The sequence below is a fragment of the Streptosporangium sp. NBC_01810 genome, assembly GCF_035917355.1.
Lineage (GTDB): Bacteria > Actinomycetota > Actinomycetes > Streptosporangiales > Streptosporangiaceae > Streptosporangium.
On record NZ_CP109070.1, the window covers coordinates 2,281,887 to 2,308,617 of the forward strand.

A 26,731-nucleotide genomic window follows, 5' to 3' on the forward strand; every position below is an offset into this window, starting at 1 on the left:
AATATCAGACACTTGGGGTCGAGAGAAGGAACCATGCGTCCACGCCTTTGGGTCACCGCCCTCACTGCTGCAGTGCTGGTGATCTCACTCACCGCCTGCGGCGGTACCGAGAAGAGCTCCTCGGAGAAACTCACTGATATCGGGTTCCAGACCTCCTTCCTCTTCGGCGGCTGGGACATCCCGTTCTTCCTGGCCCTGGACAAGGGCTACTACCGGGACGAGGGGCTCAACGTGACCATTCGCGAAGGCACAGGCTCCTCGGCCTCGATCCAGTCGCTGCTGGGCGGCGCCAACCAGATAGTGGAGTCCGACGGAGGGTCGACGGCGATCCTCGCAGCCGAGGCCGGCGGGTTCGTCTCGGTCGCCACCTTGGCGGACAGATTCGGCTCCACCATCGTGTCCTACAAGTCCGACGGCATTCAGGAGCCGGCCGATCTCAAGGGCAAGAGCATCGGCATCTCGATGGGCGGCACCGACGCCAAGCTGCTGGACTCCTTCCTCAAGGTCAACGGGGTGGATCCGTCGACCGTCACCATCCAGAGCCTGCGACCCGACCAGAAGGCTCAGTACCTCAAGGCCCGCAAGGTCGACGCGATCACCTTCGTGGACTACTCCGCAGTCAGCATCGAGCCGTTGGAGAAGCTGAACCTGATGCGACTCTCCGAGCACGGGATCAGCCAGACCGGGCTGAACCTCGTCGTCCGCAACGACTGGCTTGAGGAGCACCCCGACGCCGTGCGCGGCTTCCTGCGCGCCACCGCCAAGGCGTTCGCCGAAGCTCGGCAGGACCCGGGCCCCGCTGTCGACGCGCTGATGAAGCGGAGCCCGGTCATGCCTGCCGCGGCGGCCACCACACAGTGGAAGCTGTATCAGGAGTCGTTCGATCTGGATCCGGAGTCCAAGGAGAAGGGCTTCGGCCGGCAGTCCGACACCAGCTGGTCGGCCATGCTGGACAGCCTGCTCGGCGCCAAGATCATCTCCACCACGAAGCCGCTGAGCGACTACTTCACCAACGACTACCTGTCGGGTGAACGATGAACCCGACCATCCCAGAGGCCTCCGATGACGGCGAGCACTCGCTGATCGTCATCGGAGCCGGCACCGCAGGCCTTCCCTGCGCGATCGGCGCCGCCGCTGCCGGAGCCAAGGTACTCGTCATCGAGAAGAGCCACCGTATCGGCGGCACCCTGCACTACTCGACCGGGCATCTGTCTGCCGCCGGCACCTCACTGCAACGCAAGCGCGGGATCACCGACACAGTTGAAGACCACCTCGCCGACCTTGACCGGATCAGCCACTGCCTGTCCAGGGCCGACCTGGTCCGCCAGGCCGTCACCGCGGCGCCCGACACCGTGGAGTGGCTGCTGGATCGTGGTTTCGACGTCGACCCGGAAACACCACGAATCCTCTACGGGCACGAGCCTTACTCGATCCCGCGCACCTACTACGGCCGTTCGGGAGGGCTCTCGATCCTGGAGGTTCTCCACGGCGAACTGGAGAAGTGGCAGCGGCGCGGTTCGATCGAGGTCTGGTTGGCGACCGCCGTAGTGGGCTTGCGAGCCACCGCCTCCTGCATCGAGATCGAAACCGAGGGACGCCACGGCAGTCGGCTTCTCACCGCCACCGAGGTGGTGCTGGCAACCGGTGGGTTCGCCAGCAGCCCCGAACTCCTTGCCGAGTTCGACGGGGCCCCGGCAGCCGTCTCCGCCGCCTCGCCGACCTCTACCGGCGACGGCCTTCTCCTCGCCCAGGAGCTTGGCGCTGCCGTCGCGAGCACCGGACGACAACTGCCCGGCTTCGGCTGCCTGGAGCATCCGGGGACTTCCGGCCGGATCGACCGAACGGTCGAGCGCGTCGCTTTGATCGCCCAGGAGCGGGAGCCGGCCGAGATCTACGTGACCGAACAGGGCCGCCGGTTCATCGCGGAGGACGACCCGAGCATCGATCGCAAGGAGCGTGCTCTCGCGGCACTTCCCGGCTGGCAGTTCTGGGCCGTCTTCGATGCCGCCGCACTGGAGCTGCCGGGGCCCCGGCTGGTCCCCGGCTGGTCGGTGGCGGACTTCACTCGCCACGCGAACGCCCGGCCTGACCTGGTCATGGCCGACTCCATCCCCGGGCTGGCCGAAGCAGCAGGTCTCCCCACCGGACAGTTGAACACCACGATCGAGGACTTCAATCGGTTCGCCGGCGGAGCCGCCGACGATCCGCTGGGCCGCCTGCGCGGACGTCACCCGATCGGCCGGGCTCCGTACTTCGCACTGCGCCTGCGCGGACAGGTCTCGGTCTCCTTCGCCGGCATCGATGTCGACTCCCAGCTTCGGGTCAGGCGCGCCGACGGCAGCATCATCCCGGGCCTAAGCGCAGTCGGCGAAGCGATCGGATGCGGCGCCACCGGGGGTGACGCCTACTGCGGCGGAATGATGGTGACTCCGGCGCTGAGCCTGGGCCGCGCCCTGGGAGAACGATTGGCGAACCGAGCCTGCGCTCCTCGGGACCGTTCGGTCGCCGACCTCCAGACTCCACCAGAAGAAAGAGCAGACCGATGAGCTATTCCGATCCGAGCGCGGTCGCCTTGGTCGAACGCTACCTCCAGCACTACGAGGACCGCGATCTCGACGGCGTCTTGTCGTGCGTCAGCACCGATTTCACCATCGAGTTCCCGGGTCCGGTGCTGTTCGGCTCCGTGGCACACCTGATGCACACCGCCGCACAGATGTTCCGCAGCCTGCGCAAGCATCGAGATCACTACGCCTGCGGCACCGACGACCAGGGGCGGACGGTGGTGACCTCGCGGGGCCGACTGTACGGCGAGTGTCATGACGGCAGCCGGATCGACGACGTCCGCTACTGCGACGTGTTCCTCGTGGCTGACGGCCTGATCGTGCAGCAGTTCGTCTTCAACGACATGGCCGTGGCCGCCCCCGGGTCCGTGCTTGGCATCGACCCGGCCTAGCTCCGTGCGTCCGACGCACGTTGGCACAGAAAATCCTATAAGTCTATTTTTGTGCTTATATGTCTGATATTTCAGATCTTTTGGAGAGGAAGTCCATGAATGCGGTAACCGGAGTCGGTGGCACCGACGACGGCAAGCACGTCGAGGTCGCAGACGACATCGTGACCCTGTCGGAGGTGTCGAAGACCTACCGGACGGCGACCGGCATCACTCACGCCCTGTCGCCGACGACACTGAACATTCGCCGCGGCGAGTTCTTGTCGGTCGTGGGCCCCTCAGGATGCGGCAAGTCCACCTTGCTTACGATGATCTCCGGTCTGGTGCCACCGAGCTCCGGCGAGGTCCGTATCGATGGTCGGCTCATCGACAAGCCCTACCACCAGTGCGGGATCGCCTTCCAGACCTCCGTGCTCCTGGAGTGGCGCTCGGTCCTGGACAACGTCCTGCTCCAATTCGAGATGCGCGGCATCGACCCGGCGCCGCATCGGGACAAGGCAATGGCCTTGTTGGACTCCCTCGGCCTGGAGGGCTCGGCGCGGCTCTACCCGCGCGAGCTCTCGGGCGGAATGAAGCAGCGGGTCAGCATCGCCCGCGCCCTGATCCATGATCCTCAGCTACTGCTGATGGACGAGCCGTTCTCAGCGGTGGACGCCCTCACCCGCGACCAGCTCTCGATGGACCTGCAACAGGTATGCGTGGAGCGCGGCCGCGACCTGACGGTGCTGTTCATCACCCACCACATCGAAGAGGCGGTCTTCCTCGGCGACAGGGTGCTGGTGATGACCCCCCGGCCGGGCATGATCGCCGAGATCATCGACATCGACCTTCCCCGGCCGCGTCGCCTCGAAGACACCGGGCGCGAGAAGCAGGCTCAGTACGCCGCGCACATTCGCGAGACCTTCACCCGAGTCGGGGTCTTCCGTCAGGCCAAGACCGAGCAGCCCGAAGGAAACACGGCATGACCGAGGAAGCCCGCCTGCGCAGACGCGCCAAGATCATCAATCTTCTCTCGACTACGGGCTATCCCACCGCGCTCTGCCTCGTCCTGCTGGTGCTGTGGCAGATCCTGGTACCCGCCTTCAACGTCAAACCGGCGATTCTGCCGGTTCCCAGCGACATCGTCTCGGCGGGTTGGGAGAACCGGTCCCTGATCCTCGAGCACACCTGGCCGACTCTGATCGAGACCGTTGCCGGCTTCGTGATCGCGGCCGTGCTGGGCATCATCGTCGCGGTCGCCATCACCTCCGTACCGGCTATTCACAAGACCATCTACCCACTCCTGGTCGGCTCCCTGGTGGTGCCAAAGATCGCCGTGGCTCCGTTGTTCGTGATCTGGTTCGGCTTCGGCTACACCTCGAAGATCATCATGGTGGTGCTGATCGCCTTCTTCCCTGTCGTGGTGGACATGGCTCTCGGCTTGACCTCCATCCCGTTGGAACTGCGGATGCTGAACCGCTCGATGGGCGCCAGCCGCTGGCGGGCGTTCTGGAAGATCTCGTTCCCATTCGCTCTCCCGAACCTCTTCGTCGGTCTGAAACTCGCGATGGCGCTGGCCATCATCGGCGCGATCGTCGCCGAATTCGTCCAGTCCTCCCAGGGCCTCGGGTACCTGCTCCTGCAGGCCAACAGCACCCTGCAGACCTCGTTGTTCTTCGCCACCATCGTCGCGCTCACTGTGCTGGGCGTAGCTCTCTACATGGTGATCGAGGTCCTCGAGTCAATCATCCTGCGCACCCGTAAGCGCTGAGTCGCACAAGAAAGGCACACATGAACATCATTGGGTCTACCCAGGGACCGGTGCGGCGTGGCACGACGCTGCTCAGGACCCTCCTCACCGCAGTGTTGGCGCTCGCCCTCACCGCCTGCGGCGGCGGGAACAGCGAAGGCGCCACCAAGATCGGCTTCCAGACCAGCTTCTTGTACAACGCTTGGGACGCCCCGTTCTTCCTGGCGCTGGACAAGGGCTACTACAGCGACGAAGGCCTGGACGTGGAGATTCGCGAGGGCCAGGGCTCCGGCGCGGCCATCCAGTCGCTTCTCGGCGGCGCCAACCAGATCGTCGAGGCCGAGCGCGCGGCCATGTCGATCCAGGCGACAGAGGTGGGCAACCTGGTTTCGGTGGCCGGCCTCAAGACCTCCAACGGGTTGGCGATCGTCTCCAACAAGGACCGGGGCATCAAGACTCCGGCGGACCTGCGCGGCAAGACGATCGGCATTACCTTGGGCAGTAGCGAATCGGGCATCTTGCCGGCGTTCTTGAAGCAGAACGGCATCTCCCTGGACGAGGTCAAGATCGAGAATCTCGCTGCCAGCCAGAAGGCCCAGTTCCTCGCCGCGGGCAAGGTCGACGCGATCAGCTTCGTGGACTACTCCGCGGTGAGCATCGCTCCACTCGACGAGCTGAACATGATCACCTTCACCGACTACGGCCTGACCCTGCTAGGGACCGGCTTGATCACCACCACCGAGTTCGCCAAGGACCATCCCGACGCCGTCAAGGCATTCAACCGAGCCACGATGAAGGCGTTCAACGAGGCGATCGCCGACCCGGATGCGGCCATCGACGCCCTCCTCAAGCGCACCAAGGTGCTCAGCCGCGACGCGGCCATGACCCAATGGGCGCTGTACGTCAAGGGGGCACCGAAGCCCTTTACCGGCGCCCAGGACGCGGCTGAGTGGACCGCGATGCTGGCCAGTCTCAAAGACGCCGGAGTGATCAAGGCGCCGAAGCCGACTGATCAGTACTTCACCGACGACTTCGTCTCCTAGCCCCGGCCTTCCGACTTCCGCCGGACTTATCCACCATCCGGCCCGTTCCCTGGGAGGAACCCGTGTCCGCTCTGCCCTTGTCATTCGCCTGCGGCTCCTACGACCGCACTCGCGCCCTGCGCGACGGCCGAGTGCCGGTGCATGGAATCGACCTGAACTCGATGGAAATCGGCCCGGTCGAACTGTTCTGGCGGCAACTGCGCCATCTGGAGTTCGAGATAGCCGAGATGTCCCTTTCGGCGCACATCATGGCCACCGCGAACGGCACCTCGCCGTTCGTCGGGCTGCCTGTCTTCCCTTCGCGAGTCTTCCGCCGCGCCTACGTCTTCCTGCACGCCGACGCCGGGATCACCCGCCCCGAAGACCTCGCCGGCAAGACCATCGGCGTCCCGGAATATCACATGACCGCAGCCCTGTTCATCCGCGGCTTCCTCAGCGACGACCATGGTGTCCGCGCCGAGCAGGTCCAGTGGGTGCAGGGCGGCCAGGAGGTTCCCGGACGGCTTGAGCGGATCGAGCTGAACCTGCCCGCGTCGATCTCACTGCGGCACGAGCCCGACCGCGGTCTCGACGAGATGCTCGTCGACGGCGCCATCGACGCGTTGATCACCGCATCTCCCCCACCGAGCTGGCTGGCCGGGAACCCAGCGGTCACCAGGCTCTTCGCGGACCCGCGGGCCGCCGAGGTCGAGGCGTATCACCGTACCGGGATCTTCCCGATCATGCACATGGTCACCGTCCGCCGAGACGTGGTCGAGCGGGCACCCTGGGTGCCGGGCAACCTGGTCACCGCCTTCGCACAGGCCCGCGACCTGGCCTACCAGGAGAGCCGCGATCACGGAGCATCCTCGAACATCCTGCCGTTCTACCAGCTCGAGCACGAGCGGACGCTCCGCGAGTTCGGCGAGGACTACTGGCCCTACGGCGTCGAGGCCAACCGGGCGACCCTCGAGGCCGCCGTACGGTACTCCTACGAGCAGGGCCTCTCCCAGCGGATCTGCGACATCGAAGAACTGTTCAGCCCGGCGCTGCTTGAGGAGCACCGGGTATGACCGAGAGCAACGGCTGGATCCATGGTGACCATCAGGCGAACGTACGCCGCACGTTGGCGGCGGTGGAGCACCTCGAGGACCGGGTCAGCGCGTGGGCGCACCTGGACCGTTCCGGGCTCCTCGCGCAGGCCGATCGCCTCGGCCAGGACAACCAGCCATCGGCCGAGCAAGGACTGCTTCGCGGCCTCCCTCTGGGTGTCAAGGACACCATCGACGTCGCCTCGATGCCCGCCGAGCGCGGCTCTGCCGCCTTCGCCGGCCGACGCCCGGAACATGACGCGGAGGTTGTGCGCCGTGCGCGCGCCGCCGGCGCGCTGATCGCCGGCAAGACCGTCACCACCGAGCTCGCGGTCACTTTCCCTGGCCCGACCACCAACCCGCATGACTCCGCCCGGACACCCGGCGGCTCTTCCAGTGGTTCTGCCGCGGCTATCGCGGCCGGCATGGTTCCACTCGCGCTCGGCACCCAGACAATCGCTTCGACTCTTCGTCCGGCGTCGTTCTGCGGCGTCGTCGGATTCAAGCCGACCCATGGCCGAGTCCCGATCGACGGAGCCTTGTCAATGAGCCCAGAGGTCGACACCATTGGGCTGCTAGGGGCGGATGCCACCTTGGTGTCGGCACTCTTCAGCGCGGTAGCCGACTCAGTGCGGGATGTGTCACCGATGCCACGACACCCAGTGGTCGGTGTGCTGCGGACCCCCTGGTGGCACCATGCGGAGCCCAGCTCCAGGGCTGCTGTCGACGACACCTGCGACGCGCTGGCCGAGACCGGCGCCCAACTGCGGCAAGTGGATCTGGACGCCGAGCTTGTCGCCGTCATCCCCGCTCATTGGGACGTGGTGCGCAGCGGCATCGCCCGGCAGATGGGGGCGGTCGCCCGAGCACAGCCTGAGCTGCTGAGTCCGGAGCTGCGGCAGGTCGTTGACCTCGGTGCCGCGATCGACCGGCGAGTGCTTGAAGGCGCGCGACGGACGCTGAGAGATCTCGCCACCACAGTCGCCGACCGACTCGGGGAGTGCGACGTGGTAGTCACGCCCTGCGTCGTCGGTGAGGCTCCCCGCGGGCTGACCTGGACAGGCGATCCGATCTTCTGCCAGCCCTGGTCCGCCTTCGGGTTCCCGGCCATCTCCCTCCCCCTGGCTGTCGGAAGCGCGGGACTGCCGATCGGCGTACAGTTCGTCGCCGCTCCCGACCGGGATGAACACCTGCTCGCCTTCGCACGGGCATGGATGGAACGTGATCCGAGGATGGCACGCCGATGACCCTAGCTCCGCGCCCCTGGATCTTCGACGTGCCGGCGTACGTGCCCGGCCGCCCCGCGAGGGACGAGGAAGGCTCGTTGGCCTCCAACGAATCCCCCCTCGGCGCCTCACCCGAGGTGGGCACGTCGATCGCTCGAGCGATCCGTCGAATCCACCGCTATCCCGACCCATTGGCAAGCGAACTCAGGTCGGCATTGGCCGACTACCATCGCGTCGACCCCGAGCAGATCCTGGTCGGCAACGGCTCCGACGAACTGATCGTGCTCGTCGCCACGGCGTATCTCGCTCAGGGTGGGCACGTGGTGACCGCAGATCCTGCTTACCGGATCGACGAGATCAGCGCCAGGCTGGTTGCCGGCACGGTGACCGGCGTGCCCCTGGTCAACGGGGTGCACGACCTCGACGCGATGGCCAAAGTGGAGGCCGACATCGCCTATGTGGTCAACCCGCACAACCCGACCGGAACCGCTCACCAACGACCGGAGATCGAGAACTTCCTGCGAGCGGCACGCTCTACGTTCACGATCGTCGACGAGGCATACATCGACTTCTGCGACGAGCCCGAGAGTGCCTCGGCGGTAGGTCTGCTGGATCTCGGCGGCTTCGCCGTGCTGCGTACCTTCTCCAAGGTGTACGGCCTGGCCGGTCTGCGAATCGGCTACCTGATCGCGCCGACCGAGGTGATCTCGATCCTGCGGCGCGTACGCACGCCGTTCTCTGTCAACAGCCTGGCGCAGGCAGGTGCTCTGGCCGCGCTGCGGGATAGGGCGCACTTCACCCGAGTGCGCGAGCATGCGATCAAGGCGCGTCTGGAACTCGTCGACGAACTCCGGGCCATTGGCCTCCAGCCCTACCTCTCCCAGGCGAACTTCGTCTTGGTACCGGTTCCGGACGAGAGCGCCGCAGCGGCCCACCTGGGCAGCCACGGGGTCCAGGTCAGACCCGGCACCGCATTGGGCGTTCCCGGCCACCTCCGGATATCGGTCCCGACGCCGCGGGGAATGGACCGCCTCCGCGCGGCTATCAGGACTTTGTCAGTTGGAGGTCTCAGGTGAGACGATCTCCGGGCGGCTCCGGCTGAGTCGACTGAGGCGCGTGGCCGTCTCAAGGACTTCGCAGGCGAAGCGTTCACCGCGTTCACCCGTCGCGACCGGCGGGCCAACGGCGGGTTGTACCTGCTTGGTCTGATCCTGGATGGCCGGCGCAAGTCAATGGTGCCGATGGCTGAGCGGCTGGGGGGATCACCGGCGGCTGCAGTAGTTCATCACCTCCTCGACCTGGGACTACACGGCGGTACGGCGTCGCCTGGCGGGCTGTGCCGCCGACCTGGTCGGCGCGGGCATCCTGGACAGCCGGAGCGTCAAGACCGTTACCTGCCCCCGCCGCCTCAGATACGGCGCTGCCCGGCCCGCCAGACGGCGGCGACGAGGGGGACGCCGGGGCGGTAGGCGAGGTGGACGTGGGACGGGGCGTCCAACAGGACGATGTCGGCGCGGGCGCCGGAGGTGATACGGCCAACATCGGTACGGCGTAGGGCCGCGGCACCACCGGCGGTCGCCGACCAGACCGCCTCGTCCGGAGTCATGCCCATCTCCCGTACCGCCAGGGCTATGCAAAAGTGCATGGAGCTGGTGAACGACGAGCCCGGGTTGCAGTCGGTGGACAGGGCGACGGTGACGCCCGCGTCGAGGAGACGACGCGCGTCCGGATACCGCGCACGCGTGGAGAACTCCGCTCCGGGAAGGAGCGTTGCGACGGTGTCGCCCTGCGCGAGGGCGTCGACGTCGGCATTGGCGAGGTGGGTGCAGTGGTCGGCGGCGGCCGCCCCGAGTTCGACGGCGAGCTGGATGCCGGGACCATAGGACAGCTGGTTGGCGTGGATCCTCGGCATGAGCCCGCGGCCGGTTGCGGCCCTGAGGATGGCCCGGGCCTGGTCACCGTCGAAAGCGCCATCCTCACAGAAGACATCGGCCCAGCGGGCGTGCGGCGCGCAGGCGTCCAGCATCGGGCCGGTCACCAGGTCCACGTAGGCGGCCGGGTCGTCCGCGTACTCGGGAGCGACGATGTGCGCGCCGAGATAGGTGAGCTCTTCGGTGTGAGCGGCAGCGATGCGCAGAGCACGTGCCTCGTCCTCGACCGTGAGGCCGTAGCCGGACTTGCACTCGATGGTCGTCGTTCCCTGGCGCAGCGCTTCGGCGACGTAACGGGCGACGTTGGCGTCCAGTTCCGCGTCGGTCGCGGCGCGCGTGGCGGCGACGGTGGAGCGGATGCCGCCCGCGCTGTAGGGACGGCCGGACATTCGGGCGGTGAACTCAGCGGTGCGGTCGCCCGCGAAGACCAGATGCGCGTGAGAGTCGACGAAGCCGGGAATGACGGCGCGGCCGTCGGCGTCGACGTGGTCGTCGGAGGCCGGGGCATGGGCCGTCGGGCCGACCCATGCGATGAACTCACCGTCGATGACGACTGCGGCGTTCTCAATCGTGCCCAATGAAGGATCGTTGGTGAGCAGGCTGCCAATGTTGGTGATGGCGGTGGCCATGGGCAGGTCTCCGTTCATCCGCGGCAGGCTTGGGCGATCGCGTCAGCCAGGGCAGCGGGGACGTTTTCGACGAGCTGGTGGATGCCGTCGCGGACGATGGTGCGACCGCCCACCACGACGTGGCGCACGTCGGCAGCGGACGCGGCGAAGATGGCGATCTCCGCACCGAGTCCGGGCGGCGGGCCGGCGGTGCGTACCGAGTCGAGGGCGATGGTGGTGAAGTCGGCGAGCGCGCCCGGTTCGAGTCGGCCGGCTTCGTTCCAGCCCAGGGAGGCGTGCCCATCCTCGGTGGCGGCCCGCAGAAGCTGGGCAGCGGTCCAATGGCCGCGGCGCCGTATGCGCAGCCGTTCGTTCAGCTCCACCGCCCGCGCCTCTTCGAAGAGGTCGATAACCGCGTGGCTGTCGCTGCCCAGGCTGAGCGGCGATCCCGCATGGGCGAGGGCGGCAGCCGATCCTATCCCGTCCGCAAGGTCCCGCTCTGTTGTCGGGCACATGCAGACAGTGGTGGAGGACTCGCCGAGCATGCGGACGTCCTCGTCGGTGAGGTGCGTGGCGTGGACGGCCGAGGTGCGGGGTCCGAGCACCCCGTGGTCCTCCAGAAGCCGCGTCGGTGTGCAGCCGTAGGCTTCGAGGCAGGCTTCGTTCTCGGCGGTCTGCTCGGAGAGGTGAATGTGCAGCGGGGCGTCGCGGTCGCCGGCCCACCGGGTTATCGTGGCCAATTGGCTCGCGGGCACAGCGCGCACCGAGTGGATCGCCGCGCCGACCCGAGCGTGCTCGCGCCCCTTGAGTGTTGATGCGCGCGCTGCCCAGCTCTCCGCGTCGCCGTCACTGAACCGGAGCTGATGCTCGTTCGGCGCGGCACCGAAGCCCGAGGACAGGTAGCACGTGTCAAGGAGCGTGATCCGGATGCCGGCCTGGGCGGCGGCCTCGATCAACACCTCGCCCATCGCGTTCGGGTCGGCGTACGGCACGCCTCCCGGCGCGTGGTGGAGATAGTGGAACTCCCCTACGCAGGTGATGCCGGCGAGCGCCATCTCGGCGTAGACCGCGCGGGCCAGGGCTAGGTAACCTTCCGGGTCGAGACGGCTTGCCACGCCGTACATGATCTCGCGCCAGGTCCAGAACGTGCCGGAACGCCCCTGCGCGGTGCCGCGCAGAGCGCGGTGGAACGCGTGCGAGTGCGCGTTGGCGAGACCGGGGACAGTCAGGCCGCGCAGGACGACGGCACCGGGCGGCGGCGCCGCGACGCCCTTGCGCACGGTGGTGACGCGACCGTCGGCGACCTCGATGACGACACCGGATTCGACGGCGGCGCCGACCCATGCGTGCTCGGCGAAGTACGTCACCCGCATGCGAGGCCCTCCAACACGTCGGCGAGTGCGGCGACCCCGGCGAGACAGTCATCCTCCAGTGCGCTCTCTGCCGGGGAATGGGAGATCCCGGTGGGATTGCGCACGAACAGCATGGTGGTGGGGATGGCCGCGGACAGGATTCCCGCGTCGTGTCCGGCGCCCGTGGGCAGGACCGGCACCTGGTACGGCCGGCGCTCGGCCAGTAGTCCGGCGACTTCGTCCCGCAGCCCGTGTGCGAACTCCACGAGGGGCGTGAACGACTCGCGGGTGACCGCCACATCGATCCCGTCCCGCTCACCCCATTCCAGCGCTGCACGCTCGATCCCGGCGACGACGGCGGCCAGGGTCTCCTCATCGGCGGCGCGGGAGTCGAGCCAGCCACGCACCAGACTCGGGATGGCGTTGACGCCGTTGGGCTCGACGGACACCTTGCCGAAGGTGGCCAGCGCCCTCGCCGCCCGGGCCTGGGCCCGGGCGGCGAGGACGGTGTTGGCGTAGGTCAGCATCGGATCGCGCCGGTCTTCGATCCGAGTGGTTCCGGCATGGTTCGCCTCGCCGCGGAAGTCGAACCGCCAACGCCCATGCGGCCAGATCGCGGACGCGACACCGACCGGTGAGGGCGTCTCCGCGAGGTAGCGACCCTGCTCGATATGGAGCTCGACGAATGCGCCGATGCGGGAGAGCCGTTCGGGGTCCGGGCCGATGGCGTCGGGGTCGTAGCCCGCGCGCTCCATCGCCTGGGCGAGCGTGACTTCGTCGTCGTCCCGCAGTTTTCGCGCCTGCTCGGGGGCGAGCTGTCCGGCCGTGAGTCGCGAGCCGACGCAGGCGAGACCGAAACGGGCGCCCTCTTCGTCCCCGAAGTTGACGACCGCCAGCGGCCGGTTGAGCATGGCCCCGCGCAGGCGCAGCTCATCGAGCGCGGCGAATGCGGACACGACGCCGAGCGGACCGTCGAACGCGCCGCCGTCCGGCACCGAGTCCAGGTGGGAGCCGGTCACGACCGCGTCGCCGGCTGTGGGGTCGCCAAGCCACGCCCACTGATTGCCGTTGTGGTCGACCTCGTAGGTGAGCCCGCGCGCCTGCGCCTGGGCTTGAAACCAGGCGCGGCAGTCCGCGTCGGCCGCCGTCCAGGCGAAGCGGCGGTACCCGCCGGAGGCGGAACCGCGGCCGATCGGCAGCAGCTCCGCCCACATCTGGTGGAACGTGGCGGACATCAGCTCTCTCCCATGGGCACGCGGACTCCGCGCTCGGTTGCGACCTCGTTCGCGCGGTCGTAACCGGCGTCGACGTGCCGGATGACGCCCATGCCAGGGTCGTTGGTGAGCACCCGGCGAATCTTTTCGCCGGCCAGGGAGGTGCCGTCCGCGACGGTGACCTGGCCGGCGTGGATCGAGCGGCCGATGCCGACTCCGCCGCCATGATGGATGGAGACCCAGGACGCACCGGAGGCAACGTTGACCATGGCGTTGAGCAGCGGCCAGTCGGCGATGGCGTCCGAGCCGTCGAGCATTGCCTCGGTCTCTCGGTACGGCGAGGCGACCGAGCCGCAGTCGAGGTGGTCGCGGCCGATGACGACGGGGGCGCTCAGTTCACCGCTGGCCACCATGTCGTTGAACCGTTCGCCGGCCTTGTCGCGTTCGCCGTAGCCCAGCCAGCAGATGCGCGCGGGCAGGCCCTGGAAGCGGACCTTCTCTCTCGCCATCGCGATCCAGCGCGCGAGCGACTCGTTCTCGGGGAAGAGGTCGAGGACAGCGCGGTCGGTGGCGGCGATGTCCTTCGGATCCCCCGACAAGGCCGCCCAGCGGAACGGGCCCTTGCCCTCACAGAACAGCGGGCGGATGTAGGCGGGGACGAAGCCGGGGAACGCGAACGCCCGATCGTAACCGGCGAGCTGTGCCTCGCCGCGGATCGAGTTGCCGTAGTCGAAGACCTCGGCACCGGCGTCCATGAAGCCGACCATGGCCTCCACGTGCCGGGCCATGGACTCACGGGCCCGCTGCGTGAAGTCGGCCGGCTTCTCGGCCGCGTACGAGGCCATGTCGTCGAAGTCGACGCCGATCGGGAGGTAGGACAGCGGGTCGTGGGCCGAGGTCTGGTCGGTCACGATGTCGATCGGCGCGCCGTCGGCGAGCAGGCGCGGCAGCAGGTCGGCGGCGTTGCCGAGCAGGCCGATGGACAGCGGGCGCCGGGCGTCACGCGCCGTAGTGGCGAGTTGGAGGGCGTGCTCCAGACTCTCGGCGCGCACATCCAGGTAGCGATGCTCGATGCGCCGTTCTATGGCACGCGGGTCGCAGTCGATGCAGATGGCGACGCCGCCGTTCATGGTGACGGCGAGCGGCTGGGCTCCGCCCATGCCGCCCAGGCCGGCGGTCAGGGTGATCGTCCCTGACAGAGAACCGCCGAACCTTTTCGCGGCGACGGCCGCGAAGGTCTCATACGTGCCCTGGAGGATGCCCTGGGTGCCGATGTAGATCCAGGAGCCGGCCGTCATCTGCCCGTACATCGTGAGTCCGAGCTGCTCCAGACGCCGGAACTCCTCCCAGTTCGCCCAGTCGCCCACCAGGTTGGAGTTGGCGATGAGCACGCGCGGCGCCCATTCGTGGGTGGTCATCACGCCGACCGGGCGGCCGGACTGGACCAGCATCGTCTCGTCCTGCTTGAGCGTCCGCAGGGTGCGGACCATTGCCTCGAAGGATCGCCAATCACGGGCGGCCTTGCCCGTACCGCCGTAGACCACCAGATTGTCCGGGTGTTCGGCGACCTCCGGGTCGAGGTTGTTCTGCAGCATTCGCAGCGCGGCTTCCTGCTGCCATCCCTGAGCGGTGAGACCCGAACCACGAGGAGCGCGGACTGGGCGGGCGCCTTTCATAGTGTCTTCCCTGTCTGAACTTTCATAGTGTCTTCCCTGTCTGAAGTCGAAAGAGTTTTCAGTGCAGCGGTCCGGTGACCGACTCGGCCGCGGCGAGCGCCTGGCCGGAGGCCACGTAGCCCACGGTCGATTCGATTTCGGGAGCGAGATAGCGGTCGGTGCCGGGCCCAGGCACGTGCTGCCGAAGTCCGGCACGCACCGCCGCCGTGGCCGGCGCGGGAGCCAGGGACGCGCGCAGGTCGAGGGCGCGGGCGGCGGTGAGCAGCTCTACCGCGATCACCTGGGTGAGCCCGTCCACGGCACGACGCAGCTTGCGCGCCGCGGACCACCCCATCGACACGTGGTCCTCCTGCATTCCGCTGGAGGGAATCGAGTCGGCCGATGCCGGTACCGCCAGGCGCTTGAGTTCGGAGACGATGGCGGCCTGGGTGTACTGGGCGATCATGTACCCGGAGTCCACTCCCGGATCATCGGCCAAGAAGGCGTTCAACCCATGGTTGCGCGCCACGTCGAGGAACCGGTCGGTACGCCGCTCCGCGATGGAGGCGACGTCGGCGGCCGAGATCGCGAGGAAGTCCAGGACGTAGGCCACCGGGGCACCGTGGAAATTGCCGTTGCTCTCCACCCGGCCGTCCAGGGTCACCACCGGGTTGTCAATGGCGCTGGCCAGTTCCCGGGACGCCACCAGTTCAGCGTGCGTCAGGGTGTCCCGGGCCGCGCCGTGCACCTGCGGCGAGCAGCGCAGCGAATACGCGTCCTGCACCCGGGTGCACTCCGGGCCGCGGTGGCTGGCCACGATCGCCGAACCAGCCAGCAGGGCGCGCAGATTGGCCGCGCTGGCGGCCTGGCCCGGGTGCGGGCGCAGCGCCTGCAGATCGGCGGCGAACACCGCGTCGGTGCCCAGCTGCGCTTCGACACTCATGGCCGCGCTGATATCGGCGGTTCGCAGCAGCTTCCGCAGGTCGTGGCAGGCCAGCACCAGCATGCCGAGCATGCCGTCCGTGCCGTTGATGAGGGCGAGGCCCTCCTTTTCCCGCAAGGTGACCGGCTTCAGGCCCGCAGCGGCGAGGGCCTCTCCGGCCGGGCGCAGCACGCCGTCGGCATCGCGTACCTCGCCCTCCCCGGTGAGCGCGAGCGCGCAGTGCGCGAGCGGGGCCAGATCGCCGGAGCAGCCGAGTGAGCCGTACTCGCGCACCACCGGGGTGATGCCGGCGTTGATCAGGTCGGCGTAGGCGCAGGCGGTCTCCAGCCGAACCCCGGTTCTTCCGGTCGCCAGAGTCGACAGCCGCAGCAGCATCAACGCCCGCACGACCTCGCGTTCCACTTCGGGCCCAGAGCCCGCGGCGTGCGACCGTACCAGGCTGCGCTGCAGCTGAGCGCGCAGCTCCGCCGGAATTTGCCGGGTAGCCAAGGCCCCGAAGCCGGTCGAGACGCCATAGTGCGGCTTGGCATCCTCGGCGAGCCTCTCAATCACATTACGGCTACGAGTGATCTCGTCCCCCGCCTCGGGCGTCAGAACCACTCGTGCGCCGTGGCGGGCGACCGACACGACATCGTCGGCGGACAAAGGGCCGACTCCTATGACAACTTCAGGCATGAGTCCATGAAACGACAGGTCACAGCCCTGATGTCACGGCCGAGATCGACCCTCTGTCTGGGATCCAAGACATTAGGGTTATTCTTGGAAAATGTCCGTCGTTCCCGCCGCCGCCCAGGTGCTGGCCATCTTGCGCTACCTCGCGGGTCAGGCCGGCCCGGTGTCGGCCGCCGCCATCAGCCGTGACGTGCGCCTGCCCCGCTCGACGACGTACCACCTGCTGGATACGCTGGCCCGCGAAGGATTCGTCGTGCATCTGCCCGAGGAACGGCGCTACGGCCTGGGCGTGAGTGCCTTCGAGCTCGGTTCCGGATACAGCCGACAGGCCCCGCTCCAGCGGCTGGCCCGGGTGCCGCTGGCCGGGCTCGTCGATCGCACCGAGCACAACGCGCACCTCGCCGTACTGCACGGCCGTGAGGTCATTTACATCATCGAGGAACGTGCACCCGGGCGCGCGCCGCTGGTCGTCGAAGTCGGGGTACGGCTACCGGCGCACCTGACCGCCAGCGGCCGGGCCATGCTGGCGTGTCTCTCGCAAGCCCAGGTGCGGGCGGTGTTTCCCGATCCCTCGGCTTTCATTATGCGGACCGAGGTCGGACCACGCTCACCGTCCGCGCTCCGCCACCTGCTGGTCGACGTACGGCGCCGCGGGTATGCGACAGAGGAAGGGGAGGTCACGACAGGCTTTTCTTCCGTCGCCGCCGCTGTACTGGACCACAGGGCCTACCCGATCGCGGGAATAGCGGTCACTTTCCCCGTCGGCGATGTCGAGTCGGCGCAACGGGAGGAGATCGCGGGCCAGGTCGGGCGGACCGCTCACGAGCTGAGCCGCCGCATCGGAGGCATGGCCGACACCGTGAGTCGCATGCGAAAGTGAGAAGCGAGGGGGAGACGGGGGCGGAACCGGATCTGGACGCCTGGTGCCGTGCGCGACTGCCCGCCTACATGGTCCCGGCGCACCACGTACCGCTGCCCGCGATCCCGCTCAACGCCAACGGCAAGGTCGACCGCAAGGCGCTGCCGGAGCCGGGCGACCTCGGCCGACGGAGCACGTCGCCCCGCGCACCGACGCTGAGCGGCGCGTCGCCGAGCTCTGGGCCGATGTGCTCGGCGTCGCCGAGCCCGGCGTTACCGACGACTTCTTCGCTCTCGGTGGTCACTCCATCCTCGTGGTACGGATGGTCGCCCGGCTCAGGGAGATCTTCGGGACGTCGTATGTGGTTCTTGTTGCTGGGGGTGGGGTGGGGTGGGGTGGGGGAGGGGGAGTTGCTGGAGTGGTTGCGGGGGCGGTTGCCGGAGTATTTGGTGCCGTGGCGGGTGGTGGTGGGTGGTGTTCCGTATGTCGACCTTCTCGTCCGTATCAGCTCCACAGTGGGCTCACTGTAGCTGTGCTGCGGCGGCCGCGGCCCCTTTCGCGGCCAACGCGGCAAGTAGTCGCCAGGCCTCTGGTAAAGGGCATCGGACCTGGGTAAAGTGCCGCACCGGCCCCGTTCCCGAGGCGGCGGGGTGTGAGCAGGTGGCGGCCGCCGACCCGTCGTTCTTCCGAAAACGCGAGGTGGGTCCGAGCAGGCCGTACCGGCACTGCTCGGACCCACCTCGTGCCCCCCGCCCGGGCCCCGGGCGTTCGCGACCCTCAGGTGGCGCCGGCCCGGTCCCGGGGTTCCGTCAGCGGCGGCGGAGAGCGGGATTGGTCAGGGCGGGCGGCAGGTAGCCGACGTCGTCGGGGCTGATGTTCGTCCCCGGCGGGACCAGCTCGTCGATCGCGTTGAGGATCTCCGGTGACAGCCGCACCTCGTCCGCGCCGAGCTGGCTGGTGAGCTGCTCCAGCGTGCGCGGGCCGATCACCGCCGAGGTGACGGCCCGATGGGAGAGCACGAAGCCCAGGGCCAGGTGGATCATCGAGATGCCCGCCTCGTCGGCCAGGACAGCCAGCTTCTCGGTGACGTCGAGCTTGCGGGCGCGGACCTCCTCGGCCTTGAAGTCGAAGTGGTCGCCGTTGCGGGAGGCCCGGGAGCCGTCGGGCAGCGGCGCGTCCCGGCGGTACTTGCCGGTCAGCCAGCCACCGTTCAGCGGGCTCCAGACCATCACCCCCAGGTTGTGGCGCTCGGCCACCGGCAGGACGGCGGCCTCGGCGTGCCGGGCGAGGATCGAGTACGAGGGCTGCTCGGTCGAGAACCGCTCGCGCTGCCGGTGGTCGGCGACCCACTGGGCCTCGACGATCTCCTCGGCGGGGAAGGAGGAGGTGCCGATCGCCCGCACCTTGCCCTGGCGCACGAGGTCGGACAGGGCGCCGAGGGTCTCGTCGATGTCGGTCTGCGGATCGGGACGGTGCACCTGGTAGAGGTCGATCCAGTCGGTGCCCAGGCGGCGCAGGCTGTCCTCGACGGCCTGCATGATCCAGCGGCGGGAGTTGCCACGCCGGTTGGGCGAGTCGCCCATCTGGTTGTGGAACTTCGTCGCCAGCACGATCTCGTCCCTACGGCCCTTGATGGCCCTGCCCAGGATCGTCTCGCTCTCGCCGAACGCGTACACGTCGGCGGTGTCGATGAAGTTGATGCCCGCGTCGAGCGCGGTGCCGACGATGCGCTCGCACTCGTCGTAATCGGTGTTTCCCCAGGCCCCGAGCATCATCGTGCCGAGACAGAGCGGGCTGACCTGGATGCCGGTGCGGCCAAGCGTGCGATGGTTCACGGCCCGATCCTGCCAGTCGGCCTTCGGCCACCTTCGCGCAGGGGTCGTATGTACCATCCTGTGCCGTTTCGGGGGGATCGTGTGGCAGAGCTGTCCGACATCGGACACCGGTTCCGTTCACCGGGCAGGGGGCCAACAACGCCGCCAAGTGCGCGGCCTCCTAACCGGATCGCGCGACATCCGGACCAGCACTGCGAGACCCGCCACGAGCAGCAGTGACCAATAGAGATGGGCCACCACCCAGTCCTGTGGCCGGAGCGTGGACATCGCGACCGGCCCCGGCAGAATGAAGATCAGTAGCCATGCGCCCGCCGCACCGGGCGCCGCCACGACACCCGGCTCCCGCATGCCGAGCCTCCCGGCCAGCATTGCGGCGCCTGCCAGCCCTGTGGCGAGCAGTCCCGCCGGCTCCACCGTCGACCACAGGACCCACACCGCCGACATACGCGGTGCCAGAACCAGCAGCGATACCCCCCACACCGGAACAATCCAGACCAATGTGAACCCCACCCGCGGCGCGGTCCGCGCCCCCAGCGGCAGCGGCATCGGCGCCAGCACGTCGGCCGCCGCGTTGTCCAGCACGAACACCGCGGCCAGCGTGACCAGAACGGAGATCACCCGCAGCGACCAGACCGCGCCCTTCCACGTGAGCGGTTCGTCATGGGGCCAGGCCAGGACCACGCCGCTGAACAGGAGCGAGTCCAGCATCGGCTGCCATCGGACCACTCTGCCGCTCAGCCGCGTCATGGCGATGGACCTCGTACTGTGGTCTGACTGTCCTCCGCGAGGCCACTCGGAAGACGCGGAAGCGGTGGAACAGCTCGTAGGCGCCGAATGCCCTGAAGGGGTCATCCGCAGCATCGCCGTAGTGCCGACAGGTGAGATCGCTTACGCAAGGTGCCGTCCACATCGTCGCAGCCGATGGGGACTGCGGGAGACTTGGGAGGTGACAATCGAGAACGCCCGTCCAGGTCCGCCGGAGACCAGCCCTTCCATCGTGCTGCTCACGCTGGCGCACCGGATCGAGTCCGAGCTCGGTGCCGCCCTCGCGCCGATCGGCCTGACGGTCAGCAGGCTCGGCCTGCTCGGGCACATCGCCGGTGTGCCCGGCGCGTCGTTCAGCGACTTGGCGCGGATGTCCGGAATCACCGTGCAGAGCGTCCATACGGCGGTGAAGGCGCTGTCCGGCGCCGGGCTCGTTCGGGACAACACCGCCCGTGCGGGGTCCGCTTCGGCCATCGAGATCACACCTGAAGGCGCACATCTCATGCAGGAGGCGATGAAGGCCGTGGCGGTGGTCGACGAACGGCTGTTCGGCCCGGACGCCGATCCGATCCAACGTCAGATCGCCGACGCCGTACGCGCCGCGTTCGGGGGCCGTTCACCGCTCTGACCTGATGGGTGAGAGGCCCCAGACGGTATGGGGCACAGCTCCGCTGCAACCTTCAGACAGACTGAAGCCTATGTTAGGCTTCAGTCTGTCTGAAGGTAATGGAGAGGGGTGCCTGTGGAAGGCGTGTTGTTGTCGGTCCATGTACTGGCCGGCATTGTGTTCGTCGGAGGATCGGCCGTCGCCGCAAGCCTGTTCCCCCGCTATGCCCCGGTCGCCACGAGCGTCGCGGCCGGCCCGGCCACGGCGGGTGCGCTCCTCGACCCGCAGCTGGAGACCCAGGGAGACCGCAATCGGGCCGTGGCTGTCGCGCTGCACCGCATCACCCGCGGTTACGGCGTCTTCGCTGTCGTCGTGCCCGTCGTGGGGATCGCCCTGGCTTTCGTCCAGGGCAGGATGGGCGAGATCTGGATCAACATCTCCATGGTCCTCACCACCGCCGCGGGCGGGTTGCTCGCCCTGCAGATCTATCCGCGCCAACGTGATGCCCTCGCCGCCCCCGACGACGGCAAGCGGCTGCGTACCTTGAGCATGCTCGCCGGAATCTACAACCTGCTGTGGGCGATCGTCGTGGTCCTTATGATCGTCCGCCCAGGGGCCTACTCTTGAGCGCCTGCCCCGGCACGAGGCCAAGTCTCCCGATGACTTCGTGCTGGACCAGAGCGATCTCGATGGACGGGTGCTCTGGACCTGTGTTCAGCAGATCGCGGACTCGCGGGTGAACCCGCCGGAGGCCGTAGACGATGTGCTCGACGCTTTGGAGAAAGCAGGTCTGGTCGAGTCGGTCGCCGCCCTCCGGGCTGGTTGGCGGATCGTCGAGGCTGGGGTGACAGTCGGTTTCCGAGGAATCGAGGGGATCACATATCCATCATTGTTCTCTGTGGGTACGTAACGTATGTTCCGGCTGTATACCGTCGATAGTCAGGGAGAAGTCGTGTCCGAAATCGTGGCTCCCCAGCTCGTCGTCAACAGCCGGATGATCTACTTTGGCTGGGTGCCGGCCGATCCCGAAGCCGTTGCGGCCCTGGTGCCTGACGGTCTGAAGCCCATGGCCAACCGCCAGGTCTTCATGAACCAGTACGTCGTCGACCGGCCTGAGCAGACTTCAGGCTTCGGCGCGTACTCGCTCACCTACATTGGGCCGGACCTGGAGGACGCCTACGCTCCCGACGGTGTGACCCCCGGCCGCTGGTGGACGCACTACTTCAACTCCAGTGTGGCGGTACGTGAGTACGCGGCCGCCCGAGGTGTGCCCGCCACCGCGGGCCGTACCACGATCGAGGTCGAGGGCAGGGATCTGGTCGCGACGACCGAGTCGGACGGTGTGCCGGTGATCCGTACGACTGCGCGGGTCGGTGACACCGGTATGGCGGTCAACCGTGGCCAGTTGCGCTACATCACCGAGGTCGGCGGGCAGAAGCTCAGCGGGATCTATCCGTTCGTGGCGGAACCGGTCGACCCGTTCGAGATCGTGTCACTGGAGTTTCTGGAGCCGAGCCACCCCGTCTATGCTCTCCGCCCCGCCGAGCCGCTGCAGATCGTGTGGGGCTTTTACTCGCCTCGGTCGTCCTTTGCCTATCCCGGTGGGGAGTCGGTAATGGTCTGACGCCCGTCACCGGGTGAAAAGCAAAGCCAGGTCATGACAGGTCTGTGATGCCGCCGCGGGTGGTCTGGGGAGTGCTCGTCGCGCACGAACCTTGTGGCTACCGCGGTTTCGATGGGACCGGGGTTGCGTGCCCCGCGAGACCGACCTCCGGCGACGCGTAGACCTGCGAAGACAGCCGAAACTTGGCCCAGGTCGGCCCGGTCCATCCGGTGTCGATTTGGGACTGGTGTCGTTTTCGGCGAGGAGTTTCATTACAGGGTTGAAGGCGCTCCGCCTGTGGCGTCTCGCCGCGCGTCAGGCGGTCGACGACCGTGCTGCGGTTCTTCGGCCGGTCGCAGCCGGCGCCGCCCACCATCCCTTTAGGGGCTCTTCGATGTTGAGGGTGAACATCCCCCTCAACATTGAAGAGCCGGATTGCCGACTCCTGAAAAGAATCTTCCCGGTGCGGTTGAGGATATGCTGGCCAGTCTTGAAAGAAACGGCCTTGTCCAGTCGGTCGCCGAACCGAGGGCTGTCTGAGAAAAACCGACTCTCCGCAGGTGGGCAACATTTTTCGAAGTGCAGCGGTCACTACGGCCTCGGCGGAGCCGGTGTGGCCGGTCCTGTCGGCCTCAGCGCAGACAAGACCGGCCATTCCGCAAGCGCATCATTCACAACGTCAGACACGTCGAAACCGAGCAACTGATCCGAGTCGGACAGTGACCGACTGTGAAGACCAAGCCTTGTGAAGGTGTTGCCCCGCTGGAGGGGTGATCGGTTGGAACGGTCGTGGCGCGCATGGCCATGCCCCTGGTGACATGCCTTCACTGAACCTGAAAGCTCGACGTGACACGCGATCATGCCTCTGACCTGCAGTGACAGGCGCGTTCCGGGTGGCGTCGACCTTTGATCATCAGTAAGCGTCACCTCAAGAGTTTTCGCAATAAAGCAAGTCCTGTGTTCCTGGTGGAGTAATCGTCTGTCGACCCCCGGAAAGGGAGACGAGTTATGAAGATCGATATCAAGTTAGTCGTCGGGCTGGTGGGCCCGCTGGTCATGGCCACGGGGCTCTGGCCGGTGGCCGGCGGCAACGAGGGCATGGGCCTTGGGAACGGCGCCGACACCGGCGGTTACGGAAACAACGGCGGGGACAAGGAGGCGAGAGACCTCAAGGGCTTGAGGATGGTGTCCGTGTCCGCTCCCGCACCGGTCATGACCGTGCCGACCGGCCCCGGCATGGTGCGCTGCCCGCAGCCGACCAAGACCGTCGGCAGCGCCGATGAGCTCCAGCAGGCGCTCAGGTCGGCCCGGGCGGGCGACGTCATTCGACTGCGCCCGGGCACCTACAGGGGCGAGTTCGTCGCCCAGAGGTCAGGAACACGGGGTAAGCCGATCTTTCTGTGCGGCACCGCCCAATCGGTTCTGGAGGGCGGCGGCATCAAGAAGGGCTACGCCTTCCACCTCGACAGGGCGAGTTTCTGGCGGTTGGTGGGCTTCACCGTTCAGAACGCGCAGAAGGGCGTCATGGCGGACAGGACCAACGGCTCGATCATCCAGGGCCTCACCGTGCATGACATCGGCGACGAGGCCGTCCATCTGCGCAATTTCAGTACCGGCAACATGGTGCAATACAACAAGATCTACAACACTGGCCTGCGCCGTGCGAAGTTCGGCGAGGGCGTCTATCTCGGATCGGCAGAGTCGAACTGGAAGAAGTATTCCGGCGGGCAGATGGACAAGAGCGACAACAACCTGGTACGCGGAAATGTGATCCGGGCCACGGCTGAGGCCGTGGACATCAAGGAAGGCACCAGCGGGGGCCACATCGTCGGCAACGTCTTCGACGGGTCGGCACTCGGCGGGGACAAGCTCAACGACTCCTGGGTCGACGTCAAGGGCAACAACTATGTGATCGAGGGCAACACCGGAAAGAAGACGCCGCAGGACGGCTTCCAGACCCACGAGATCGTCGATGGCTGGGGCACCGGCAACGTCTTCCGCAAGAACACCATCGATCTCGCCGGCGGCAGGGGCGTCGGCATCAACGACACCGTGGGCGGCAACACGATTGCCTGCGACAACAAGGTCATCGGCGGTCAGCTCACCAAGAAGGGCAGCTGTTCCTGACGCTCCGGCGGCGGCATCGGGCTGAGGTGATGCACTGGTTCTGCAAACCTCGCCCGAGCCACCGCACGCATCAACTCCACCTGGTTCCGTAGGGGGAGCGCAGGGCCGCCAGGCCCGAGCACCGGAAGCGGGGTGAGCCTATACCGGCCGCCTCCCAGGCTGCCTGAAGTCTCCTCCGGGGGCGCGGGTGTCTACTCGGTTGACGTCGGCGCGTGGGAGGCGTGGCCGCGACCGGCCGAAGAGCAGCAGCGCGGCTGGCATCCGCCCGCCTGCGGCGGGTCGCCGCAGGCCGCGGTGCCCGGTACGTTCGGGCACACGTAGCGCGGCACGCCGGAGCGGGGGCGGCCGTTCATCCGCCGGCCACACCGGCCGCACCGGCCGCACCGGCCGCACCGGCCGCACCGGCCGCACCGGCCGCACCGGCCGCACCGCAGAATCCCGGACAGTAAATAGGTCCGCCCGGTGGCGGCCTGGGCACGGAAGTCACGGGCCGGATCACTCAACAGGCTGCTAAGCCGATCCGAATCGGTGGCACTGATGATGGCGGGCCAGACGGCGTCGGCCACGATCTCCCCCAGCAGTGGGCGCGTGGTCTCGGAAGTGCTGCGGGGTGTGTGCTCGCGTCGTCCGCTGATCCGCGCCGACGCCAGCAGCCGATGCAATGTCGTCGGGATCCAATGACCCCCGGTAGGAGTCGTGATCTCACGCGTGCGGAAGTCTCGACACACGCTCGACAGCGACTCTCCGGCGAGCAACCGTCGAGCGGCCTCCCGGATCACCTCGGTTTCCTTGTCGATGACCGTGACGCGGTCCTCGGCGTAGCCGTACGGGCGCATCCCCCGCCGGAGACCTTGCCCGCCTCGGCACTCTGGCGCCGCTGACGCCTCTGCCGCTCGGCCTTGTGCTCGGCCTCCTGGCGGGCGACGCCCAACCCTGCGCCCTCGCGGTCCTGGCTGATCCGGCAGTAAATCGCGGCTCGTCACATGGGTCACATAGATACACGTTGGTAGGACCGGGCGTTGCCGGACCCTTCGTGCGGAAAACGGCTCCCGAGGTGACGCCGAAAACAGCGGGTATATGGTGGAAAACGGGCAGAGAACCATTGTCTCCGGTCCGGACTCGGCCGTCACAGCCCCCTCGCAGGTCCCCTCGCGGGCGACGACCGGCTGCTCCACGAGCATCACGCGGAAGGGCGCCACGAGGAAACACGGAGGACGTCATGCCGAGCAACAAAGCCGTCTCCTACCAGGGACCGGGCAAGGTGGAAGTCCAGAACATCGACTATCCCGAGTTCGTCCTCAAGGACGGGCCGGGGGTCAACCCGGCCAACGTGGGCCGCAAGGTGCCGCACGGGGCGATCGTCAAGACCGTCGCGACGAACATCTGCGGCAGCGACCAGCACATGGTCCGTGGCCGTACCACCGCGCCCATCGGTCTCGTCCTCGGCCATGAGATCACCGGCGAGGTCGTCGAGATCGGCGGCGACGTGGAGTTCACGAAGGTGGGCGACCTCGTCTCGGTGCCCTTCAACATCGCCTGCGGCCGCTGCCGCAACTGCAAGGAGGGCAAGACCGGGATCTGTGAGAACGTCAACCCCGACCGGCCTGGCTCGGCGTATGGCTACGTCGACATGGGCGGCTGGGTCGGCGGGCAGGCTCAGTACGTCCTGGTGCCCTATGCGGACTGGAACCTGCTCAAGTTCCCGGACAGGGACCAGGCGATGGAGAAGATCCTCGACCTGGCCATGCTCACCGACATCTTCCCGACCGGCTTCCACGGTTGCGTCACCGCCGGGGTGAAGCCGGGAACGACCGTCTACATCGCGGGCGCGGGCCCGGTCGGGCTCGCCGCGGCGGTCTCGGCGTTTCTCCTCGGGGCCGCCGCGGTCATCGTCGGCGACCTGAACAAGGACCGCCTGGAGCAGGCTCGCAGCTTCGGCTGCGAGACCGTCGACGTGTCGCGGGGTGAGCCGAAGGACCAGATCGAGCAGATCCTCGGCGTGCCGGAGGTCGACTGCGGCGTCGACGCCGTCGGCTTCGAGGCGCGCGGCCACGGCGCCGACGCGGCACAGGAACGCCCGGCCACCGTGCTCAACTCGCTCATGGAGATCACCCGCGCGGGCGGCGCGCTCGGCATCCCCGGCCTGTATGTGACCGGTGACCCGGGTGCCCATGACGAGGCGGCGAGGCAGGGATCGCTCTCCATCCGGCTCGGCCTCGGCTGGGCCAAGTCGCTCTCCTTCGGCACGGGGCAGTGCCCCGTCATGCGCTACAACTACTACCTGATGCAGGCGATCCTGCACGACAGGGTGCAGATCGCGAAGGCGGTCAACGCGGTGCCGATCCCCTTGGAGCGGGCGCCCCAGGGGTACGAGGACTTCGACCAGGGCGCCGCGTCCAAGTTCGTGCTCGACCCCAACGGCGTGCTTGGCACGACGGGCTAGCGATCCGTCATCGACGCCGGATCCCGCGTGCGGGCGGGGTGAACCGGCAGATCATCCCTCGATGACGGGTCACCGGCCCCTTTCTCGCGCGTGCCGTGT

Annotated in this window: 26 protein-coding genes; 17 read left to right on the top strand and 9 right to left on the bottom strand. The window is 67.7% G+C overall.

What is annotated here, in order from left to right:
* Positions 1-33: 33 nt before the first annotated feature.
* The 10 genes from OIE13_RS10380 (at position 34) to OIE13_RS36620 (ending at position 9,487) form a co-directional block, all read left to right on the top strand.
* Positions 34-1,038 carry an ABC transporter substrate-binding protein gene (locus tag OIE13_RS10380; protein ID WP_326829929.1) on the top strand — a complete coding sequence of 335 codons (1,005 nt, stop codon included), beginning with the start codon at positions 34-36 and terminating at the stop codon, positions 1,036-1,038.
* A complete protein-coding gene (locus OIE13_RS10385) occupies positions 1,035-2,546 on the top strand; it encodes an FAD-dependent oxidoreductase (protein ID WP_326829930.1) in 1,512 nt (503 codons plus the stop codon). The genes OIE13_RS10380 and OIE13_RS10385 overlap by 4 nt, the downstream gene beginning before the upstream one ends.
* Entirely contained in the window at positions 2,543-2,953 is a 411-nt protein-coding gene (locus OIE13_RS10390; RefSeq protein WP_326640674.1) for a nuclear transport factor 2 family protein, read from the top strand. Before OIE13_RS10385 ends, OIE13_RS10390 begins: the two co-directional genes overlap by 4 nt.
* Before the next feature lie 95 nt (positions 2,954-3,048).
* Entirely contained in the window at positions 3,049-3,915 is an 867-nt protein-coding gene (locus OIE13_RS10395) for an ABC transporter ATP-binding protein (RefSeq protein WP_326640673.1), read from the top strand.
* Entirely contained in the window at positions 3,912-4,700 is a 789-nt protein-coding gene (locus tag OIE13_RS10400) for an ABC transporter permease (protein WP_326640671.1), read from the top strand. The genes OIE13_RS10395 and OIE13_RS10400 overlap by 4 nt, the downstream gene beginning before the upstream one ends.
* Positions 4,701-4,720: 20 nt before the next feature.
* On the top strand, positions 4,721-5,722 hold the full coding sequence (locus tag OIE13_RS10405) for an ABC transporter substrate-binding protein (protein WP_326829931.1): 1,002 nt from the start codon (positions 4,721-4,723) through the stop codon (positions 5,720-5,722).
* A gap of 62 nt (positions 5,723-5,784) precedes the next feature.
* Entirely contained in the window at positions 5,785-6,774 is a 990-nt protein-coding gene (locus tag OIE13_RS10410) for a hypothetical protein (protein WP_326829932.1), read from the top strand.
* Positions 6,771-8,039 (top strand): amidase, encoded by a 1,269-nt coding sequence (locus OIE13_RS10415; RefSeq protein ID WP_326640666.1) that lies wholly within the window; start codon positions 6,771-6,773, stop codon positions 8,037-8,039. Before OIE13_RS10410 ends, OIE13_RS10415 begins: the two co-directional genes overlap by 4 nt.
* On the top strand, positions 8,036-9,094 hold the full coding sequence (gene hisC / locus OIE13_RS10420; RefSeq protein WP_326640665.1) for a histidinol-phosphate transaminase: 1,059 nt from the start codon (positions 8,036-8,038) through the stop codon (positions 9,092-9,094). Before OIE13_RS10415 ends, hisC begins: the two co-directional genes overlap by 4 nt.
* Positions 9,095-9,208: 114 nt before the next feature.
* On the top strand, positions 9,209-9,487 hold the full coding sequence (locus OIE13_RS36620; protein ID WP_442811605.1) for a hypothetical protein: 279 nt from the start codon (positions 9,209-9,211) through the stop codon (positions 9,485-9,487).
* Here OIE13_RS36620 and hutI read toward each other — a convergent pair.
* The 5 genes from hutI to hutH are packed head-to-tail and all read right to left on the bottom strand — an operon-like array spanning position 9,427 to position 16,396.
* Complete coding sequence (hutI, locus tag OIE13_RS10430; protein ID WP_326829933.1) at positions 9,427-10,596, bottom strand: imidazolonepropionase; 1,170 nt, start codon at positions 10,594-10,596, stop codon at positions 9,427-9,429. The genes OIE13_RS36620 and hutI overlap by 61 nt on opposite strands.
* A complete protein-coding gene (locus OIE13_RS10435; protein ID WP_326829934.1) occupies positions 10,593-11,930 on the bottom strand; it encodes a formimidoylglutamate deiminase in 1,338 nt (445 codons plus the stop codon). Before OIE13_RS10435 ends, hutI begins: the two co-directional genes overlap by 4 nt.
* Positions 11,921-13,144 carry an allantoate amidohydrolase gene (locus OIE13_RS10440; RefSeq protein ID WP_326829935.1) on the bottom strand — a complete coding sequence of 408 codons (1,224 nt, stop codon included), beginning with the start codon at positions 13,142-13,144 and terminating at the stop codon, positions 11,921-11,923. Before OIE13_RS10440 ends, OIE13_RS10435 begins: the two co-directional genes overlap by 10 nt.
* Positions 13,144-14,799, bottom strand: a complete 1,656-nt coding sequence (hutU, locus tag OIE13_RS10445; protein WP_326829936.1) for a urocanate hydratase — start codon at positions 14,797-14,799, stop codon at positions 13,144-13,146. The genes OIE13_RS10440 and hutU overlap by 1 nt, the downstream gene beginning before the upstream one ends.
* Before the next feature lie 58 nt (positions 14,800-14,857).
* Positions 14,858-16,396: a histidine ammonia-lyase gene (hutH, locus tag OIE13_RS10450; protein WP_326640655.1), complete on the bottom strand. Its 1,539-nt coding sequence runs from the start codon at positions 16,394-16,396 to the stop codon at positions 14,858-14,860.
* A gap of 91 nt (positions 16,397-16,487) precedes the next feature.
* Here hutH and OIE13_RS10455 point away from each other — a divergent pair, with 91 nt between their 5' ends.
* Positions 16,488-17,273: an IclR family transcriptional regulator gene (locus tag OIE13_RS10455; protein ID WP_326640653.1), complete on the top strand. Its 786-nt coding sequence runs from the start codon at positions 16,488-16,490 to the stop codon at positions 17,271-17,273.
* A 64-nt stretch (positions 17,274-17,337) separates the two neighbouring features.
* On the opposite strand, the gene OIE13_RS10460 is transcribed toward OIE13_RS10455, so the two are convergent.
* Positions 17,338-17,556 carry a hypothetical protein gene (locus OIE13_RS10460; RefSeq protein WP_326647121.1) on the bottom strand — a complete coding sequence of 73 codons (219 nt, stop codon included), beginning with the start codon at positions 17,554-17,556 and terminating at the stop codon, positions 17,338-17,340.
* Here OIE13_RS10460 and OIE13_RS10465 point away from each other — a divergent pair.
* Complete coding sequence (locus OIE13_RS10465; RefSeq protein WP_326829937.1) at positions 17,500-17,868, top strand: phosphopantetheine-binding protein; 369 nt, start codon at positions 17,500-17,502, stop codon at positions 17,866-17,868. The genes OIE13_RS10460 and OIE13_RS10465 overlap by 57 nt on opposite strands.
* 193 nt (positions 17,869-18,061) lie before the next feature.
* Here OIE13_RS10465 and OIE13_RS10470 read toward each other — a convergent pair whose 3' ends face one another.
* Positions 18,062-19,087: an aldo/keto reductase gene (locus tag OIE13_RS10470; protein WP_326640649.1), complete on the bottom strand. Its 1,026-nt coding sequence runs from the start codon at positions 19,085-19,087 to the stop codon at positions 18,062-18,064.
* Positions 19,088-19,204: 117 nt separating this feature from the next.
* Complete coding sequence (locus tag OIE13_RS10475) at positions 19,205-19,834, bottom strand: hypothetical protein (RefSeq protein WP_326640647.1); 630 nt, start codon at positions 19,832-19,834, stop codon at positions 19,205-19,207.
* 199 nt (positions 19,835-20,033) lie between these two features.
* Between OIE13_RS10475 and OIE13_RS10480 the strand changes: the two genes are divergently transcribed.
* The 4 genes from OIE13_RS10480 to OIE13_RS10495 all read left to right on the top strand — a co-directional run bounded on the left by OIE13_RS10480 (position 20,034) and on the right by OIE13_RS10495 (position 24,189).
* Positions 20,034-20,480 carry a MarR family winged helix-turn-helix transcriptional regulator gene (locus OIE13_RS10480; protein ID WP_326640645.1) on the top strand — a complete coding sequence of 149 codons (447 nt, stop codon included), beginning with the start codon at positions 20,034-20,036 and terminating at the stop codon, positions 20,478-20,480.
* A 114-nt stretch (positions 20,481-20,594) separates the two neighbouring features.
* Positions 20,595-21,086 carry a hypothetical protein gene (locus OIE13_RS10485; protein WP_326647105.1) on the top strand — a complete coding sequence of 164 codons (492 nt, stop codon included), beginning with the start codon at positions 20,595-20,597 and terminating at the stop codon, positions 21,084-21,086.
* 325 nt (positions 21,087-21,411) lie between these two features.
* Complete coding sequence (locus OIE13_RS10490; protein WP_326640644.1) at positions 21,412-22,083, top strand: hypothetical protein; 672 nt, start codon at positions 21,412-21,414, stop codon at positions 22,081-22,083.
* Positions 22,084-23,070: 987 nt separating this feature from the next.
* On the top strand, positions 23,071-24,189 hold the full coding sequence (locus OIE13_RS10495) for a right-handed parallel beta-helix repeat-containing protein (RefSeq protein WP_326829938.1): 1,119 nt from the start codon (positions 23,071-23,073) through the stop codon (positions 24,187-24,189).
* Positions 24,190-24,380: 191 nt separating this feature from the next.
* On the opposite strand, the gene OIE13_RS10500 is transcribed toward OIE13_RS10495, so the two are convergent.
* Positions 24,381-25,025, bottom strand: coding sequence for a recombinase family protein (locus OIE13_RS10500; RefSeq protein ID WP_326829939.1), 645 nt, complete (start codon positions 25,023-25,025; stop codon positions 24,381-24,383).
* A 383-nt stretch (positions 25,026-25,408) separates the two neighbouring features.
* Between OIE13_RS10500 and fdhA the strand changes: the two genes are divergently transcribed.
* Complete coding sequence (fdhA, locus tag OIE13_RS10505; protein ID WP_326640637.1) at positions 25,409-26,632, top strand: formaldehyde dehydrogenase, glutathione-independent; 1,224 nt, start codon at positions 25,409-25,411, stop codon at positions 26,630-26,632.
* Positions 26,633-26,731: the final 99 nt, after the last annotated feature.

Excerpts from the sequence above, each read along its gene's own strand:
- OIE13_RS10405 (WP_326829931.1), top strand. The coding sequence starts at position 4,721 with ATGAACATCATTGGGTCTACCCAGGGACCGGTGCGGCGTGGCACGACG.
- OIE13_RS10415 (WP_326640666.1), top strand. The coding sequence starts at position 6,771 with ATGACCGAGAGCAACGGCTGGATCCATGGTGACCATCAGGCGAACGTA.
- hisC (WP_326640665.1), top strand. The coding sequence starts at position 8,036 with ATGACCCTAGCTCCGCGCCCCTGGATCTTCGACGTGCCGGCGTACGTG.
- OIE13_RS10390 (WP_326640674.1), top strand. The coding sequence starts at position 2,543 with ATGAGCTATTCCGATCCGAGCGCGGTCGCCTTGGTCGAACGCTACCTC.
- OIE13_RS10385 (WP_326829930.1), top strand. The coding sequence starts at position 1,035 with ATGAACCCGACCATCCCAGAGGCCTCCGATGACGGCGAGCACTCGCTG.
- OIE13_RS10440 (WP_326829935.1), bottom strand. The coding sequence starts at position 13,144 with ATGTCCGCCACGTTCCACCAGATGTGGGCGGAGCTGCTGCCGATCGGC.
- hutH (WP_326640655.1), bottom strand. The coding sequence starts at position 16,396 with ATGCCTGAAGTTGTCATAGGAGTCGGCCCTTTGTCCGCCGACGATGTC.
- OIE13_RS10380 (WP_326829929.1), top strand. The coding sequence starts at position 34 with ATGCGTCCACGCCTTTGGGTCACCGCCCTCACTGCTGCAGTGCTGGTG.
- hutI (WP_326829933.1), bottom strand. The coding sequence starts at position 10,596 with ATGAACGGAGACCTGCCCATGGCCACCGCCATCACCAACATTGGCAGC.
- OIE13_RS10400 (WP_326640671.1), top strand. The coding sequence starts at position 3,912 with ATGACCGAGGAAGCCCGCCTGCGCAGACGCGCCAAGATCATCAATCTT.
- OIE13_RS10475 (WP_326640647.1), bottom strand. The coding sequence starts at position 19,834 with ATGACGCGGCTGAGCGGCAGAGTGGTCCGATGGCAGCCGATGCTGGAC.
- fdhA (WP_326640637.1), top strand. The coding sequence starts at position 25,409 with ATGCCGAGCAACAAAGCCGTCTCCTACCAGGGACCGGGCAAGGTGGAA.
- OIE13_RS10500 (WP_326829939.1), bottom strand. The coding sequence starts at position 25,025 with ATGCGCCCGTACGGCTACGCCGAGGACCGCGTCACGGTCATCGACAAG.
- OIE13_RS10435 (WP_326829934.1), bottom strand. The coding sequence starts at position 11,930 with ATGCGGGTGACGTACTTCGCCGAGCACGCATGGGTCGGCGCCGCCGTC.
- OIE13_RS10395 (WP_326640673.1), top strand. The coding sequence starts at position 3,049 with ATGAATGCGGTAACCGGAGTCGGTGGCACCGACGACGGCAAGCACGTC.
- OIE13_RS10495 (WP_326829938.1), top strand. The coding sequence starts at position 23,071 with ATGAAGATCGATATCAAGTTAGTCGTCGGGCTGGTGGGCCCGCTGGTC.
- hutU (WP_326829936.1), bottom strand. The coding sequence starts at position 14,799 with ATGAAAGGCGCCCGCCCAGTCCGCGCTCCTCGTGGTTCGGGTCTCACC.
- OIE13_RS10455 (WP_326640653.1), top strand. The coding sequence starts at position 16,488 with ATGTCCGTCGTTCCCGCCGCCGCCCAGGTGCTGGCCATCTTGCGCTAC.